Source organism: Pseudomonas sp. ANT_J28 (genome assembly GCF_008370005.1).
GTDB lineage: Bacteria > Pseudomonadota > Gammaproteobacteria > Pseudomonadales > Pseudomonadaceae > Aquipseudomonas > Aquipseudomonas frigoris.
Genome location: NZ_VOBM01000007.1, coordinates 14,224 through 31,326 on the forward strand (window position 1 = coordinate 14,224; position 17,103 = coordinate 31,326).

The window sequence follows — 17,103 nt, forward strand, 5'->3', positions numbered from 1 at the left end:
AACCAATCATGTCCGAAGACAACATCCTCACCGCCCACGGCTGGGTTCACGGCCGGCTGATTCACGAACACGGTAAGGTCGTGTCGATCGAAGGCCAACCGTGCGATCCAGCCGACAACGACCTGCCTTACCTGCTGCCGGGTTTCATCGACCTACACGTTCATGGCGGCGGCGGAAAAGACATCATGGAAGGTGCGCCAGCCTTCGAGACCATCACCAAAACCCACGTGCGTTTCGGTACGACCTCGCTGCTGGCGACCACCATGACCGCGCCGCCGGAAGAAATTTCCAGCGTGCTCAAAGCCGTCGGCGAATATTGCGAGCGGCGCCCGAAAGGCAGCGCCCGAGTCCTTGGCGTGCACCTCGAAGGCCCGTACATCAACCCCGGCAAACTTGGCGCCCAACCGAATTTCGCCCACACCGCGTTGATGGCCGAAGTCGAAGAATATCTGGCACTGGCGCCGATCCGGGTGATCACCATCGCCCCGGAAATCGCCGGCCACGACGCCTTGATCCGTGACCTCAGCGCTCGCGGCGTGCGGATGCAAATTGGCCACACCCTCGGCAGTTACGAGGAAGGCGTGGCCGCGCTTGAAGCCGGTGCCAGCAGTTTCACCCACCTCTACAACGCCATGAGCCCGCTGCATCACCGCGAGCCGGGCATCGTCGGCGCGGCACTGGCCCACGCCAAATACGCCGAGTTGATTCCGGACTTGCTGCACGTGCACCCCGGCGCCATCCGTGTGGCCCTGCGTTCAATCCCGTGCCTGTATTGCGTCACCGACTCCACCGCCGCCGCCGGCATGCCCGACGGTGAATACAAGCTCGGCAGCCACACCGTGACCAAATGCCTGGGCGGTGTGCGCTTGCCCGACGGCACTCTGGCCGGCAGCACGCTGACCATGGATCAGGCTTTGCGCAATCTGGTGAAGATCGGTTTGCCGATCGCCGAGGCCTCGCAACGTCTTTCGCAATTCCCCGCCGACTACCTCGGCCTCAACGAACGCGGGCGCCTGCAACCCGGCAGCTGGGCCGACTGCGTGCGGCTGGATCGCTCACTCACACTGACCGCCGTCATGGTCGAAGGAGAAGACATTGACTTCAAAAATGCTTGAAGAGGCGCTGTCCTCGTTCGAGGCCGTGCAAGCCCAATTGCAGCAACTCGACCCGCAGATGATCGAGATCGCCGGGCGCCTGCGCCGTCAGCCACCGCAAGTGGTGATGACGGTCGCTCGCGGCAGCTCCGATCATGCCGCCAGTTATTTTGCCTACCTGACCATGCAGCAGTTGGGCTTCCCGGTGGCGTCGTTGCCGATGTCGGTGGTGACCATGCTGCAAGCACCGCTGAAGGTCAGCGGCCAAGTGGCGTTCGCCTTCTCGCAGTCCGGGCAAAGTCCCGATCTGGTGAACAGCATGCGTCTGCTGCGCAAGCGCGGCGCCCTAAGCATCTCGATGGTCAACGCCGAGAGTTCGCCGCTGGAGGCCGCGTGTGAGTTCAGCCTGCCGCTGTGCGCCGGCACCGAAAGCAGCGTCGCCGCGACCAAGAGTTTTATCGCCACCCTCAGCGCCAGCGCCCGTTTGATCGCCCACTGGAAAGAGGATGCGCAATTGCTGGAGGCCGGCCTCGCGCTGCCGGAAGGTTTGCGCGAGGCGGCGAAACAGGACTGGAGCCCGGCCATCGACGCCCTGCGTGATTGCCAGCGACTGATGGTGATCGGCCGTGGCGCCGGTTTCGCCATCGCCCAGGAAGCCGCGTTGAAATTCAAGGAAACCTCGGCGATCCAGGCCGAAGCCTTCAGCAGCGCCGAGGTCCGTCACGGCCCGATGGCGTTGATCGACGAAAATTATCCACTGCTGATCTTCGCCCCTCGCGGCGCCGAGCAAGCCGGTTTGCTGAGCCTCGCCGCCGACATGCGCCAGCGCGGTGCCCGCGTATTGCTGGCCGCACCGGATGATGTTGCCGAACGCGACCTCACCCTGACCCGCGCCGAGCACCCGGCCCTCGACCCGATTCTGGCGATCCAGAGTTTCTACGTCATGGCCGCAGGCCTGGCCGTCGCCCGAGGCATGGACCCGGACCAGCCGCGGCACTTGAGCAAAGTGACCCGCACGCACTGAGTGGAGAACCCTGTAGCAGCTGTCGAGTGAAACGAGGCTGCGATCTTTTCAACGCAGAATCAAAAGATCGCAGCCTCGTTTCACTCGACAGCTGCTACAGGGCGAGTTGATCCGAACCGTATTTCCTGATGAGACCGAGCCATGCACAACAATAATAAAGAGCTGACCCTCAGCGCCCCGCTCAGCGGCCCGGTGCTGACGCTCGCCAAAGTTCCGGACCCGGTGTTCGCCAGCGGCGCCATGGGCGACGGGATCGCCATCGATCCGCTGAACGACACCCTCCATGCCCCGTGCGCCGGCGTCGTGGTGCACGTCGCGCGCACCGGCCACGCCGTCACCCTGCGTGCCGACAACGGCGCCGAATTGCTGCTGCACCTGGGCCTCGACACCGTCGAGTTGCAGGGCGAAGGCTTCTCGATGCTGGTCAAGGAAGGCGCGCGAGTCAGCAACGGCCAACCGTTGTTGCGCTATGACCTGGACAAGGTCGCGCAACAGTGCAAAAGCCTGGTCAGCTTGATGATCCTGACCAACAGCCAGGACTTTCAGGCGCGGCCGATCACGCTGAAGTCAGTGAAAGTTGGCGAGCCATTGCTGCATATCATTCGTCGGCACGCGTCGGGTGCGCAGGCTGAAGCGGAGCTATCCGGGGAAGAAATTCATGGTTACGTTCGCATCGCCCATCGTGGCGGGCTGCATGCTCGTCCGGCGGCGCTGATTCGTCAGACGGCGCAAGGTTTCAAGAGCAAATCGCAGCTGCATTTCGCTGGGAAATCGGCGACCTGCGACAGCTTGATCGGACTGATGGGTTTGGCCGTTGGCGAACAGGACGAGGTTCAGGTCAGCTGCCAGGGCCCGGACGCCGAAGCCGCGTTGCAAGCGTTGCTGATCGCGTTATCCACAGCATTGGCCGAAGACAGCCACGCCGCCGCGCCGACACCGATTGCCCGACGCACTCGAGCGGCCGAAGCGGATGTGCTGCACGGCGTCTGCGCCGCTCCCGGTTTGGTTGGCGGGCCGTTGTTCCGCTTGACCGCTATCAGCCTGCCGGAGGACGCCGGCAACCATGATCCCGAGCAACAGCTACACGTTCTCGACACCGCGCTGACCGTTGTGCGCAGTGAAATCGACCACACGCTGGCCCAAGCCAGGAAACATAAAAACACCGACGAAGAAGCGATCTTTGCCGCGCACCTCGCCCTGCTCGAAGACCCGGCGTTGCTAGACGCGGCGAACACTTCCATCAACCAGGGCATGGCCGCGACCCACGCCTGGAGCCAGTCGATCGACGTGCAGTGCGAGGTGCTCCAGCAACTCGGCAGCCTGTTGTTGGCCGAACGCGCCAACGATCTGCGCGACCTCAAACAACGCGTGCTGCGCGCCCTGCTCGGCGAAACCTGGCACTACGACGTGCCGGCCGGCGCCATTGTCGCCGCGCAAGAATTGACGCCGTCCGATCTGCTGCAACTCAGTCAGCAAGGTGTCGCCGGGTTGTGCATGGTTGAGGGCGGCGCGACTTCCCACGTGGCGATTCTCGCGCGAGGCAAAGGCTTGCCGTGCATGGTTGCACTGGGTTCTACGCTGCTGGATCAGCAGCAAGGCCAAGCGGTTGTGTTGGATGCCGATGGCGGTCGCCTCGAACTGATGCCCAGTGCCGAACGTTTGGCCGAGGTGCATCAAGCACAACTCGATCATCAACAGCGCCGCGCCGAGCAACAGGCTCAGGCTCACACCCCGGCGCTGACGCTCGACGGTTTGCAGATTGAAGTCGCCGCCAATGTGGCCTCCAGCGCCGAAGCGGCTGATGCCCTGGCCAATGGCGCCGACGGCGTCGGCTTGCTGCGTACCGAGTTTCTGTTTGTGGATCGCAGCACCGCGCCGGACGAAGAGGAACAGCGCGCCGCCTATCAAGCCGTGCTCGACGCCATGGGCGACAAGTCGGTGATCATCCGCACCATCGACGTTGGCGGCGACAAACAACTCGACTACCTGCCGCTGCCGGCGGAGGCCAATCCAGTGCTTGGCCTGCGCGGCATTCGCTTGGCTCAGGTCCGTCCGGAAATCCTCGATCAGCAACTGCGCGCCTTGCTGCATGTCAGTCCACTTTCGCGTTGCCGGATCCTGTTGCCGATGGTGACCGAAGTCGATGAGTTGCTGCACATCCGCCAGCGTCTCGACGCGTTGTGCACTGAACTCGGTGTGCTTGAGCGTCCAGAACTGGGCGTGATGATCGAAGTCCCGGCCGCCGCGCTGCTGGCCGAGCAGCTTGCAGAGCATGCGGACTTCCTGTCCATCGGAACCAACGACTTGTCGCAATACACCCTGGCCATGGACCGCGACCACGCCGGCCTCGCTTCGCGGGTAGACGCCATGCACCCGGCGCTGCTGCGGCTGATCGCCCAGACCTGCGCCGGTGCTGCGGTGCATAACCGTTGGGTCGGTGTCTGCGGCGCGCTGGCCTCCGATCCTCTGGCCACGCCGGTTTTGATTGGCCTGGGCGTCAGCGAGTTGTCGGTCAGCCCGGTACAGATCGGTGAAATCAAGGACCGCGTCCGCCACCTGGACGCGAGCGAATGCCGACGCCTCAGCCAGGACCTGCTCAAGTTGAGCAGCGCCGCTGCTGTGCGTCACGCCTGTCACCAGCAATGGCCTCTGAGCTGAACAACAACAAAAATCCAGGGAGATACGCCATGTACCAATACTTCATCGAAGGCCTGCAGCGCCTCGGCCGCGCGCTGATGCTGCCGATCGCGATCCTTCCCATCGCCGGCCTGTTGCTGCGTCTGGGCGACACCGACCTGCTGAACATCGCGATCATCCACGACGCCGGCCAGGTGATCTTCGCCAACCTGGCGATGATCTTCGCCATCGGCATCGCAGTCGGTTTCGCCAAGGACAACAACGGCACCGCAGGTCTGGCCGGGGTGATTGGCTACCTGGTGATGATCTCCACCCTCAAGGTGCTCGACGCGAGCATCAACATGGGCATGCTCGCCGGGATCGTCAGCGGCTTGATGGCGGGCGCGCTGTACAACCGTTTCAAGGACATCAAGCTCCCGGAGTACCTGGCATTCTTTGGCGGCCGGCGCTTTGTGCCGATTGTCACCGGGTTCGCCGCCGTCGGCCTGGGCGTCATCTTCGGCTTGATCTGGCCACCCATCCAATACGGCATCAACAGCTTCGGCACGTTGATGATGGAGAGCGGCAGCTTCGGCGCGTTCGTCTTTGGCGTTTTCAACCGCCTGCTGATCGTCACCGGGCTGCACCACATCCTCAACAACATGGCGTGGTTCGTCTTCGGCAACTTCACTGACCCGACCACCGGAGCCATCGTCACCGGCGACCTGTCGCGCTACTTCGCCGGTGACCCGAAGGGCGGCCAGTTCATGACCGGCATGTTCCCGATGATGATCTTCGGTCTGCCCGCCGCGTGCCTGGCGATGTACCGCAATGCTTTGCCGGAACGCCGCAAGGTCATGGGCGGGATCTTCCTGTCGATGGCGCTGACGTCGTTTTTAACCGGTGTGACTGAGCCGATAGAATTCGCCTTCATGTTCCTCGCGCCGCTGCTTTATCTAGTGCATGCGTTGCTGACGGGGCTATCGATGGCGATCACCAACCTGCTGAACATTCACCTCGGGTTTACGTTTTCCGGTGGTTTGATCGACATGATTCTCGGCTGGGGAAAATCCACCAACGGCTGGTTGATGGTACCGGTCGGCCTGGCGTATGCGGTGATCTACTACGTGGTGTTTGATTTCTGCATTCGTCGGTTCAACTTGAAGACGCCGGGGCGTGAAGATGTTCTGAAGGGCGACAAAGTAGTCATCGCCGAGAATGAACGGGCCGGGGCTTACATCAAGGCGCTGGGTGGTGCACAGAATTTGATCACCGTGGGTGCGTGCACCACTCGGCTGCGGCTGGACATGGTGGATCGCAACAAGGTAAACGATGTGGAGTTGAAAGCGCTGGGTGCGATGGCGGTTGTGCGTCCGGGCAAGGGTGGGAGTTTGCAGGTGGTGGTCGGGCCGATGGCCGACAGCATTGCCGATGAGATTCGCTTGGCGATGCCTGCTTTGGGGCGTGCGATCATTTCCTCCCCCGCTGCGATGATCGATACCCCGAAACCTGCGGCGGTGGCGAATTCAGAAGCACAGCAATGGCTGAACGCTTTGGGTGGCGGCGAGAACGTGGTGCAGATGGATTGCATCGCCATGACCCGGATACGGCTGCAACTGGCGGACGGCAAGGCCTTGTCGGAGTGTGATTTGAAGGCGTTGGGTTGCCAGGGTGTGAGTCAGTTGGACGGCGGCGTTTGGCATCTGTTGGTTGGCGACAAGGCAGCGAGTTTGAATGATGCGCTGAATGCGTTGGTGAATCGCAGTGAGGTGAGTGCCAAGGTTTAAATTGTGGGTCCTCCCGGGCAATAAAAAACCCGCTGAAATCACTTCAGCGGGTTTTTCATTTCAGCGATCTGGAAGATCAGAAATCCTCCAGCCGCCACACCTCATAAGCCGGTGTCTCGTAGGGATGACTGAGTTTCAATGCTGCCACCACGGCCACCATCAACTCATCCGCCACCACAAGCTCAACCTTCCATTCCTCAACCTGCTCGACCTGCCCCGCTTCACCAATAAACGGCTGACTGCCATCCAACGGGCGAAACTGGCCGAGGCCGAGCACTTGCCAGGCGCAATGGTCATAAGCACCGATCCGCCCGCCACCGGCGGCGAATACGGCACCCTTGACCTGTTCCACATGACTGGCCGGAACAAAAAAAATGAGCTTGTACACGGCGCTTAGTTCACCCAGACGCGCGCGTTACGGAACATACGCATCCAAGGTGCGTCTTCGTTCCAGTCTTCCGAACGCCACGAGTTCTGCACCGCGCGGAACACACGCTCCGGGTGAGGCATCATGATCGTCACGCGACCGTCACGGCTGGTCAAACCGGTGATCCCGCGCGGCGAGCCATTCGGGTTGGCCGGGTAGTTTTCGGTGACCTTGCCGTGGTTGTCGACGAAACGCATCGCCACGCAACCCGACAGATCGGCTTCCAGCAACGCTTCTTCGCTGGCGAACTCGGCATGACCTTCACCGTGAGCAATAGCGATCGGCATACGCGAACCGGCCATGCCCTGCAGGAAGATCGAGTTCGACTCCTGGACCTGAACCATCGCCACGCGCGCTTCGAACTGCTCGGAGCGGTTACGCACGAAGTGCGGCCAGAACTCGCTGCCCGGGATCAGCTCGTGCAGGTTGGACATCATCTGGCAACCGTTGCACACGCCGAGGGTGAAGCTGTCGTTACGTTCGAAGAAGCCCTGGAACGCATCGCGAGCACGGCTGTTGAACAGCGCGGACTTGGCCCAGCCTTCGCCGGCGCCGAGAACGTCGCCGTAGGAGAAACCACCGCAAGCGACCAGGCCTTTGAACTCGTTCAGGTCGACACGGCCGGCCAGAATGTCACTCATGTGCACGTCGATCGCGTTGAAACCGGCGCGGTCGAACGCGGCCGCCATTTCCACCTGACCGTTGACGCCCTGCTCACGCAGCACGGCAACCTGTGGGCGGATGCCTTTCTTGATGTAAGGCGCGGCGACGTCCTGGTTGACGTCGTAGCTCAGCTTGACGCTCAGGCCCGGGTCGTCTTCTTCCAGCAGCACGTCGAACTCTTGCTCGGCGCAGTCGGCGTTATCACGCAGACGCTGGATCTGGTAGCTGGTTTCAGCCCACTGACGTTGCAGCAGACGACGCTGGCCTTCGAACACGGTTTCGCCGTTGAAGGTGATGTTGATCTGGCCGTTGTTCATCGGCTGACCGATCACCGACACGCACTCGCCCAGACCGGCAGCGCTGAACTGCGCGAGGATGTCTGGAGTAGCGTCCTGGCGAACCTGGATCACGGCGCCCAGTTCTTCGTTGAACAGGATCGCGGCGATGTCGGCGGAAGTTTCTGCCAGACCGTCGAGGTTCAGGCTCAGACCGCAATGGCCGGCGAAGGCCATTTCCACGGTGCTGGTCAACAGACCACCGTCGGAACGGTCGTGGTAAGCCAGCAGGTGACCGTCGGCGTTGAGGCCCTGGATCACGGCGAAGAAGGCTTTGAGGTCTTCGGCGTCGTCGACATCGGGCGCTTGCGAGCCGAGCTTGCCGTGAACCTGGGCCAGGATCGAGGCGCCCATGCGGTTCTGGCCACGGCCCAGATCGATCAGGATCAGGTCGGTGGTGCCCTTGTCCATGCGCAGTTCCGGCGTCAGGGTCTGACGGATGTCAGCCACTGGCGCGAAACCGGTCACGATCAGGGACATCGGCGAGGTGACGGTCTTGTCGACGCCTTCATCGTTCCAGCGGGTGGCCATGGACATGGAGTCCTTGCCCACCGGAATGGTAATGCCCAGTTCTGGACACAGTTCCATGCCGACCGCTTTGACGGTGTCGTACAGACGCGCGTCTTCGCCTGGGTGACCGGCAGCGGACATCCAGTTGGCCGACAGTTTGATGTCGGAGATTTTGTTGATGCGCGAAGCCGCGATGTTGGTCAGGGTTTCGCCGATGGCCATACGGCCCGACGCCGGAGCGTCCAGCAGTGCCAGCGGAGTGCGCTCGCCCATGGCCATGGCTTCACCGGTGTAAACGTCGAAGCTGGTGGCGGTGACGGCAACGTCGGCTACCGGAACCTGCCACGGGCCGACCATCTGATCACGGGCCACGAGGCCGGTGATGGTGCGGTCGCCGATGGTGATCAGGAAGCTTTTGCTCGCCACGGCCGGGTGATGCAGAACGCGTTCGACGCAGTCTGCAATCTCGAGGGTCGACGGATCGAAATCGTCGCCCAGTTCGTTTTCACGAACGGCCGAACGGTGCATGCGTGGGGCTTTGCCCAGCAGCACTTCGAGCGGCATGTCCACCGGGCTGTTGCCGAAGTGACTGTCGGTGACGGTCAATTGTGGCTCGGCAGTGGCTTCGCCAACAACGGCAAACGGGCAACGCTCGCGCTCGCAGATCGCCTGGAAGCGTTCGAAGTCAGCCGGGCCGACCGCCAGAACGTAGCGTTCCTGGGATTCGTTGCTCCAGATTTCGTGCGGGGCCATGCCCGGCTCGTCGTTTGGAATGTTGCGCAGTTCGAAGCGACCGCCACGGTTGCCGTCGTTAACCAGTTCCGGGAAGGCGTTGGACAGACCGCCCGCGCCGACATCGTGGATGAAGCTGATCGGGTTGTGCTCACCCAACTGCCAGCAACGGTCGATGACTTCCTGGCAGCGACGTTCCATTTCCGGGTTTTCGCGCTGTACGGAAGCGAAGTCCAGGTCAGCCGAGCTGGTGCCGGTGGCCATGGAGGAAGCGGCGCCGCCACCCAGACCGATCAGCATCGCCGGGCCGCCGAGCACGATCAGCTTGGAACCGACGGTGATCTCGCCTTTCTGTACGTGTTCGGCACGGATGTTACCCATACCGCCGGCCAGCATGATCGGCTTGTGGTAACCGCGAACTTCGTCGCCACGCGGGGTGGTGATCGACTGTTCGAAGGTACGGAAGTAACCGGTTAGGGCCGGACGACCGAATTCGTTGTTGAACGCGGCGCCACCCAGTGGGCCTTCGATCATGATGTCCAGCGCGGTGACAATGCGCTCAGGCTTGCCGTACGGCACTTCCCACGGCTGCTCGAAGCCCGGGATTTGCAGGTTGGACACGGTGAAACCGGTCAGGCCAGCCTTTGGCTTGGCGCCACGGCCGGTAGCGCCTTCGTCGCGAATCTCGCCACCGGAACCAGTGGATGCACCCGGGAACGGGGCAATCGCGGTCGGGTGGTTGTGGGTTTCGACCTTCATCAGGATGTGCACCGGTTCCTGCACCGCGCCGTACTGGCGGGTTTCAGGGTCCGGGAAGAAACGACCGGCGACGTTACCGACGATCACCGAAGCGTTGTCCTTATAAGCCGACAGAACGCCTTCGCTGTGCATCACGTAGGTGTTCTTGATCATGCCGAACAGGCTTTTTTCCTGGCTCTGACCGTCGATGTCCCAACTGGCGTTGAAGATCTTGTGACGGCAGTGCTCGGAGTTCGCCTGGGCGAACATCATCAGTTCGATGTCGTGCGGGTTGCGCTTCAAGCCGACGAAGGCGTTGACCAGGTAGTCGATCTCGTCTTCGGCCAGGGCCAGGCCCAGCTCGGTGTTGGCTTTTTCCAGCGCGGCGCGGCCGCCACCCAGTACGTCGATCGCGGTCAGCGGTTTCGGCTCGGCGTGGCTGAACAGGCCGGCAGCTTGTTCAAGGTTGCCGAGGACGATTTGGGTCATGCGGTCGTGCAGCACACCTGCGATCAGCTGCGCTTCGGCGTCGCTGAACTGGCCGGCGACGTAGAACGCGATGCCGCGTTCCAGGCGCTGGATTTTCGTCAGGCCGCAGTTGCGAGCGATGTCGCTGGCTTTACTGGACCATGGCGAGATGGTGCCGAACCGCGGCAAGACCAGGAACAGACGACCGGTCGGCTCTTGTACGGGAACACTTGGGCCGTACTTCAGAAGGCGCGCGAGCACCTGCTGTTCGTCGCCGGTCAGGACGCCGGTAACTTCGGCGAAGTGAGCGAATTCAGCATACAAGCCGCTGACAGCCGGGACCTTCTGGCTCAGTTGCTCAAGGAGTTTGCTGTGGCGAAAGGCAGAAAGGGCAGGAGCGCCGCGCAGGATCAACATCTTCGGGACAGCCTCGGGAAGGGGTGTGCTTTGAGGCCGTGCATTCTAGCCTAAACAGGCCGCGACATCACCCGAAACGGTACGGGCGGCTGCACCCGGGCGTCGGGCCGGGTGTTCGGACATAAAATAGCCGCGCGCCGAGCGTTATTTTTTCTGTCACAAAATGCTGCTCGGGCCCATTCCTGCGGGCTCCGGAGCGGTTTTCAGTTGCCTAGCAGACAAGCCCTTCGCTGTCGAGATATGGCGCTCGTGGTCCTTTGCGTATACTGCGCAGATGTTTTCCCCAACGGCTTTGCGTCCGCGGTTCGCCAAATGGCTGATCGCAACCGGACTCTTCCTGGTGCTCAGTGGCTGTGTTGATAAACCCAACACGCTGGAGCGCGTAAAGGAGGATGGCGTGCTGCGGGTGGTTACCCGTAACAGTCCCGCCACCTACTTTCAGGATCGCAACGGTGAAACCGGCTTCGAATACGAGCTGGTGAAGCGCTTCGCCGACGATCTGGGGGTGGAACTCAAAATCGAAACCGCGGAAAACCTCGACGACCTGTTTAATCAGGTGGGCAAACCCAACGGCCCGGTGATCGCTGCTGCCGGCCTGGTCAGCAGCGAAGCACGCAAAAAGCAGGTGCGGTTTTCCCACTCCTATCTCGAAGTCACCCCACAGATCATCTACCGCAACGGCCAATCGCGGCCGACCGACGCGAAGGATCTGGTGGGCAAGAAGATCATAGTGCTCAAGGGCAGCACCCACGCCGAGCAATTGGCGGAGCTGAAAAAGAAATTTCCCGGTATTGAATACGAAGAATCCGACGCCGTTGAAGTCGTCGACTTGCTGCGGATGGTCGATGAAGGCCAGATCGATCTGACCCTGGTCGATTCAAACGAAGTCGCAATGAACCAGGTCTACTTCCCCAACGTACGGGTAGCCTTCGACCTCGGTGACGCCAGCAACCAGAGCTGGGCAGTGGCCGCTGGCGACGACAACAGCTTGCTCAACGAGATCAACGACTACCTCGACAAGGTGAAGAAAAACGGCACCCTGCAACGCCTGAAAGACCGCTATTACGGGCATATCGATGTACTGGGTTACATGGGCGCCACCACCTTCGCCCAACACTTGCAACAACGCCTGCCCAAATACGAACAGCACTTCAAGGCGTACGCCAAGAAGGAGAAAGTCGATTGGCGTCTGCTGGCCGCGGTCGGCTATCAGGAATCGCTATGGCAACCGGCCGTCACATCGAAAACCGGCGTTCGCGGCCTGATGATGCTGACCCAGAACACTGCGCAGGCCATGGGTGTGTCCAATCGACTGGACCCCAAACAAAGCATCATGGGTGGCGCCAAGTACCTGGCCTACATGAAGGATCAGCTGGATGAGTCGATCCAGGAACCGGATCGCACATGGTTTGCACTGGCGGCCTACAACGTTGGCAGCGGTCATCTGGATGACGCGCGCAAACTGGCGGCCAAGGAAGGACTGAACCCGGACAAGTGGCTGGACGTGAAAAAGATCCTGCCGCGCCTGTCCGAGAAGAAGTGGTTCAGCAAAACCCGTTACGGCTATGCCCGTGGCGGCGAACCCGTTCACTTCGTGGCGAACATCCGCCGCTACTACGACATCCTGACGTGGGTGACGCAGCCGCAGCTGGAAGGCAATCAGGTGGCCGAGGGCAACCTGCATGTGCCGGGGGTCGACAAGACCAAGCCGAATCAGGAAACCCCACAGCTCTAACAGAACAACCTAGATCCAATGTGGGAGCGGGCTTGCTCGCGAAAGCGGTGTATCAGTCAACGAAGATGTTGAATGTTAAACCGCATTCGCGAGCAAGCCCGCTCCCACAGGGTTTGGTGTTTGGCTTTAGGCTTTTGCGGCGGCCAGGATCAGTGCTTTCATTTCAGACACCGCCGACTTGAACCCGACAAACAACGCATGCGCCACCAGCGCGTGACCGATGTTCAGTTCGTTGATGCCTTTGATCGCCGCTACAGCTTCAACGTTGTGATAGTGCAGACCGTGACCGGCATTGACGATCAGCCCTTGAGCCAGGCCAAACGCCACGCCATCCGCCACACGCTTGAGCTCTTCAGCCACTTCGGTCGGTGTCTCGGCGTCCGCATAGCGACCGGTATGCAGTTCAATAGCCGGCGCACCAACACGACGAGACGCTGCAATTTGCCGCTCGTCAGCATCAATGAACAGCGACACTTCACAGCCGATCTTCGCCAGGCGATCCACCGCCGCTTTGATCCGCGCTTCCTGCCCCGCCACGTCCAGACCACCCTCGGTCGTCAGCTCCTGACGAGTTTCCGGTACCAGGCAAATGTGCGCCGGACGAATGCGTTCGGCGAACACCATCATCTCTTCGGTGACGCCCATTTCGAAGTTCATGCGGGTTTGCAGCACATCCTTGAGCAGCAATACGTCGCGCTCCTGGATGTGCCGACGGTCTTCGCGCAGGTGCACGGTAATGCCGTCAGCGCCCGCCTCTTCCGCGTCCAATGCTGCCTTGACCGGATCCGGATAGCGCGTGCCCCGGGCCTGACGCAGGGTGGCAACGTGGTCGATGTTCACGCCAAGAAGAATGCGATTGCTGGTGGTCACGGAAGCGCTCCTGAAAATGGAAAAGTTCGGCGCACAGCATACACGGGGCGATAGGGTCTGTTGATGTTTGGCAGCGGCCGCGACGGATGACCACTTGGTGCAGGGCAAGGCGCGAGGAACGTAGTTTGGTTGTTCCAAATAAGTTCCGAGCAACGCAGCCCTGCGCCAAGTGGGCGCCCGTCGCGGCCGCTGCCAAACATCAACAGACCCTATGGCTTGCGAAACAACTCGCGACTGACCAAGGGACGACCGCCCAGATGAACGGCCAGTGCCTGGCGCATCAAGCGCTTGGCTGCCGATAGCGCGCCAGGGGCTGACCAATCTGCATCGGCCATGGCCAACAGCTCGGTGCCATTGAACAGACCGGGTTGCAGCAGGTAGACCCGTTCGAGCCCCGCATCTACTTGAAGACGGTACAGACCGTCCGGCGCGATGGGCTCGTCGTGGATGTCGGTGGTCAGGGCGAAGCCGTAACCCAAATCGTCAAGCAGTCGCCATTCAAAGGAACGCAGCAACGGTTCCAGCGGACGACCTTCGGCAAGGGCAAGCAGGGTCGCGGCGTAGTGGTCAAACACAGCGGGATGCGGGTCTTCGGACGGCAACAGCCGAATCAACAGCTCATTGAGGTAGAGACCGCTGAACAGCGCCTCACCATTGAGCCAGGTAGAGACGCCAACGCTTTCCATGCGACCGACGTTCTTCAATTCACCCCGCCCACGGAACTCGACTTCCAGCGGCACGAACGGTCGCGCCAGCGTCCCGGCCTTGCCCCGAGCGCTGCGCAACACTGCCCGCAGCCGACCTTGCGGCGTGAGGAAATCCACCAATGCGCTGTTTTCGCGGTAGGCGCGACTGTGGAGCACGAAGGCGAGTTGGCCGATGGGTTGGGACATGGAGTTCTCAATGGAGAAACGCAATTTTACAAACAACCCAAAACCAATGTGGGAGCGGGCTTGCTCGCGAAAGCGGTGTAACAGTCAACATCAATGCTGAATGTTACATCCTATTCGCGAGCAAGCCCGCTCCCACAGGGGCTCACTGGTGTATCTGGAACCGAGGGTTACAGGTCGCCGTAACCCAGCGAACGCAAGGCGCGTTCATCGTCGGACCAGCCGCCTTTCACCTTGACCCAAAGGTTGAGCATGATCTTGGAGTCGAACAGCAACTCCATGTCCTTGCGCGCCTCGGTGCCGATGCGTTTGATCCGCTCGCCCTTGTCGCCAATGATGATTTTCTTCTGGCCGTCGCGCTCGACGAGGATCAAGGCATGGATGTGCAGGGTTTTGCCCTGTTGCTTGAACTCTTCGATTTCGACGGTGATCTGGTACGGCAGCTCGGCGCCCATCTGGCGCATGATTTTCTCGCGTACCAGTTCAGCGGCGAGGAAGCGGCTGCTACGGTCGGTGATCTGGTCTTCCGGGAAGAAGTGATCGTTTTCCGGCAGGTAACCGGCAATCACGCGCTCCAGCGTTTCGAGGTTATGCCCGTGCTGGGCCGAGATCGGCATGATCTGCGCGTTCGGCAACTGTTCCTGCAACCAGGTCAGGTGCGGCATCAACTCGGCTTTATCTTCGATGCGATCGGTCTTGTTCAGCGCCACGATCAGCGGGCCGGTCACGTATTGAACGCGCTCGAGCACCATCTGGTCTTCGTCGGTCCACTTGGTGCGGTCAACCACGAAGATCACCACGTCGACGTCTTTCAATGCTGCCGAAGCGGTCTTGTTCATGTAGCGGTTCAGGGCTTTCTCGCCACCTTTGTGCATGCCGGGGGTGTCGACGTAGATCGCCTGCACGGCGCCTTCAGTCTTGATGCCCAGCATGTTGTGGCGAGTGGTCTGAGGCTTGCGCGAGGTGATCGCCAGCTTCTGGCCGAGGATGTGGTTCAGCAGCGTGGACTTGCCCACGTTGGGACGGCCGACGATGGCGACATAGCCACAGCGAGTTGCAGTTGAATCAGTCATGGCCATTCTCCACGCCCAGGGCAATCAGTGCTGCAGCGGCCGCTACCTGTTCGGCAATACGACGGCTCACACCCTGACCTCGGCTTTTTTCATTCAGTAAGGTGATTTCACATTCGACGAAGAACGTCCGGCAATGCGGCTCACCCTGGATATCCACCACTTCGTAACGCGGCAGTTCACAACCCCGCGACTGCAGGAACTCTTGCAGACGGGTTTTTGGATCTTTGTTAGTGTCGACCAGCGTCAGGCCTTCGAACTCCCCGGCCAGCCAGGCCAGTACGCGTTCGCGTGCCATGTCCATGCCGGCATCCAGGTAGATCGCACCGATCAGCGCTTCAAGGGCATCGGCCAGAATAGACTCGCGACGGAAACCGCCGCTTTTCAATTCACCGGAACCCAGGCGCAGGTATTCACCCAGATCGAAACCGCGGGCCAGTACGGCCAGGGTCTCGCCTTTCACCAAGCGAGCGCGCAATCGCGACAACTGGCCTTCGCGGGCCAGCGGGAAGCGATCGAACAGCGCCTCGCCAGCGACAAAGTTAAGGATGGCATCACCGAGGAATTCCAGGCGTTCGTTGTTACGTCCGGCAAAGCTGCGGTGAGTCAGGGCCAGGACCATCAGTTCCTGATCCTTGAAGGTGTAGCCGAGCTGACGCTCGAGACGGCTTAAGGAGACGCTCACGGTTTACCCACGCTGAGTTCGTGGTTGGGTTCCACCGCCATCGCCGTGATGCGGCGCAGGCTTGGGACAATTAACGCTGTGTTCAAAAATAACGTCCTGAATATCATTGGCTTCATGCTTCGGGGCCGATTGTGCCGACTCCAGAAATGCATTCGGCGCTGTGTTCAACAGCGCCGTGTGTGATTACTTGATCAGGCCAACCCGCGAGAAATTCGGCAGGTGACTGAGTTTAGGTTCCGGCCAGCTCATCCAGACTGCGAAGGCCTTGCCGACGATATTCTTGTCGGGAACCATGCCCAGCAGATCCTTGGGAATGCTCGGATCATCCCAGTAGCGACTGTCATTCGAGTTGTCGCGGTTGTCGCCCATCATGAAGTAGTGCCCGGCAGGCACGGTCCACGAATGGTCCGGCGTTGCGCGGTAACGGCTCATTTCCTTGCGGATCAGGTGCTCGGCAACGCCGAGTTTTTCCTTGTAGAGCTCGGCGCTGCCCAACGTGCCCGGCTCGGAGCCGACCAGTTGTTCGGCAATCGACTCACCGTTGACGAACAGACGCTTGTCGGCGGTGTAACGAATCTGGTCACCCGGCAGGCCCACCACACGTTTAATGTAGTTGACGTTCGGATCGCTCGGGTAGCGGAACACCATCACATCGCCGCGCTGTGGATCACCGACTTCGATGACTTTCTTGTCGAGCACCGGCAAGCGGATCCCGTAAGAAAACTTGTTCACCAGAATGAAGTCGCCAACGTCCAGGGTCGGTTTCATCGAGCCGGAAGGAATCTGGAACGGTTCCAACAGGAACGAACGCAGTACCAGCACGATGAACAACACCGGGAAGAACGACTTGCCGTATTCGACCAGCAGCGGCTCTTTATTCAGTTTCTCGACCACCATCCCATCAGGCTGGCTGACACTGCCCTGATAGGAGGCAATGGCGGCACGCCGACGCGGCGCCAGGAAAACCAGATCGAGCAACGCCAACAGGCCGCAGACGAACACGGCGATGACCAGCAACAGCGGGAAATTTAGTGACATAGGA

At 60.9% G+C, this 17,103-nt stretch carries 12 protein-coding genes; 5 read left to right on the forward strand and 7 right to left on the reverse strand.

What is annotated here, in order from left to right; genetic code table 11:
* Positions 1-8: 8 nt before the first annotated feature.
* The 4 genes from nagA (at position 9) to nagE (ending at position 6,521) form a co-directional block, all read left to right on the forward strand.
* Complete coding sequence (gene nagA / locus FQ187_RS06205) at positions 9-1,115, forward strand: N-acetylglucosamine-6-phosphate deacetylase (protein ID WP_149628809.1); 1,107 nt, start codon at positions 9-11, stop codon at positions 1,113-1,115.
* Positions 1,108-2,118: an SIS domain-containing protein gene (locus tag FQ187_RS06210; protein ID WP_371925511.1), complete on the forward strand. Its 1,011-nt coding sequence runs from the start codon at positions 1,108-1,110 to the stop codon at positions 2,116-2,118. Before nagA ends, FQ187_RS06210 begins: the two co-directional genes overlap by 8 nt.
* Before the next feature lie 141 nt (positions 2,119-2,259).
* Positions 2,260-4,776, forward strand: coding sequence for a phosphoenolpyruvate--protein phosphotransferase (gene ptsP / locus FQ187_RS06215; protein WP_149628811.1), 2,517 nt, complete (start codon positions 2,260-2,262; stop codon positions 4,774-4,776).
* Positions 4,777-4,805: 29 nt separating this feature from the next.
* Positions 4,806-6,521 carry an N-acetylglucosamine-specific PTS transporter subunit IIBC gene (nagE, locus tag FQ187_RS06220; RefSeq protein ID WP_149628812.1) on the forward strand — a complete coding sequence of 572 codons (1,716 nt, stop codon included), beginning with the start codon at positions 4,806-4,808 and terminating at the stop codon, positions 6,519-6,521.
* A 76-nt stretch (positions 6,522-6,597) separates the two neighbouring features.
* Here the strand turns inward: nagE and FQ187_RS06225 are convergent, their stop codons facing one another.
* Positions 6,598-6,909, reverse strand: a complete 312-nt coding sequence (locus FQ187_RS06225; RefSeq protein ID WP_149628813.1) for a YqfO family protein — start codon at positions 6,907-6,909, stop codon at positions 6,598-6,600.
* A gap of 5 nt (positions 6,910-6,914) precedes the next feature.
* On the reverse strand, positions 6,915-10,811 hold the full coding sequence (gene purL / locus FQ187_RS06230; RefSeq protein ID WP_149628814.1) for a phosphoribosylformylglycinamidine synthase: 3,897 nt from the start codon (positions 10,809-10,811) through the stop codon (positions 6,915-6,917).
* Positions 10,812-11,085: 274 nt separating this feature from the next.
* On the opposite strand from purL, the gene mltF reads away from it, so the two are divergent.
* Complete coding sequence (gene mltF, locus FQ187_RS06235) at positions 11,086-12,546, forward strand: membrane-bound lytic murein transglycosylase MltF (protein WP_149628815.1); 1,461 nt, start codon at positions 11,086-11,088, stop codon at positions 12,544-12,546.
* Positions 12,547-12,672: 126 nt separating this feature from the next.
* Here the strand turns inward: mltF and pdxJ are convergent, their stop codons facing one another.
* From pdxJ to lepB, 5 genes are all read right to left on the reverse strand, one after another.
* Complete coding sequence (pdxJ, locus tag FQ187_RS06240; protein ID WP_149628816.1) at positions 12,673-13,416, reverse strand: pyridoxine 5'-phosphate synthase; 744 nt, start codon at positions 13,414-13,416, stop codon at positions 12,673-12,675.
* A 209-nt stretch (positions 13,417-13,625) separates the two neighbouring features.
* Complete coding sequence (gene recO / locus FQ187_RS06245) at positions 13,626-14,309, reverse strand: DNA repair protein RecO (protein WP_149628817.1); 684 nt, start codon at positions 14,307-14,309, stop codon at positions 13,626-13,628.
* A 167-nt stretch (positions 14,310-14,476) separates the two neighbouring features.
* Entirely contained in the window at positions 14,477-15,379 is a 903-nt protein-coding gene (era, locus tag FQ187_RS06255; protein ID WP_008151577.1) for a GTPase Era, read from the reverse strand.
* On the reverse strand, positions 15,372-16,061 hold the full coding sequence (gene rnc, locus FQ187_RS06260) for a ribonuclease III (protein ID WP_033053426.1): 690 nt from the start codon (positions 16,059-16,061) through the stop codon (positions 15,372-15,374). The genes era and rnc overlap by 8 nt, the downstream gene beginning before the upstream one ends.
* Positions 16,062-16,244: 183 nt before the next feature.
* The gene (gene lepB / locus FQ187_RS06265) at positions 16,245-17,099 is read right to left on the reverse strand and encodes a signal peptidase I (RefSeq protein WP_149628818.1); all 855 of its coding nucleotides are present in this window, start codon (positions 17,097-17,099) and stop codon (positions 16,245-16,247) included.
* Positions 17,100-17,103 lie beyond the last annotated feature (4 nt).

Coding starts and splice junctions, on each gene's coding strand:
- nagA (WP_149628809.1), top strand. CDS start 9: ATGTCCGAAGACAACATCCTCACCGCCCACGGCTGGGTTCACGGCCGG.
- FQ187_RS06210 (WP_371925511.1), top strand. CDS start 1,108: ATGCTTGAAGAGGCGCTGTCCTCGTTCGAGGCCGTGCAAGCCCAATTG.
- ptsP (WP_149628811.1), top strand. CDS start 2,260: ATGCACAACAATAATAAAGAGCTGACCCTCAGCGCCCCGCTCAGCGGC.
- nagE (WP_149628812.1), top strand. CDS start 4,806: ATGTACCAATACTTCATCGAAGGCCTGCAGCGCCTCGGCCGCGCGCTG.
- purL (WP_149628814.1), bottom strand. CDS start 10,811: ATGTTGATCCTGCGCGGCGCTCCTGCCCTTTCTGCCTTTCGCCACAGC.
- mltF (WP_149628815.1), top strand. CDS start 11,086: ATGTTTTCCCCAACGGCTTTGCGTCCGCGGTTCGCCAAATGGCTGATC.
- recO (WP_149628817.1), bottom strand. CDS start 14,309: ATGTCCCAACCCATCGGCCAACTCGCCTTCGTGCTCCACAGTCGCGCC.
- era (WP_008151577.1), bottom strand. CDS start 15,379: ATGACTGATTCAACTGCAACTCGCTGTGGCTATGTCGCCATCGTCGGC.
- lepB (WP_149628818.1), bottom strand. CDS start 17,099: ATGTCACTAAATTTCCCGCTGTTGCTGGTCATCGCCGTGTTCGTCTGC.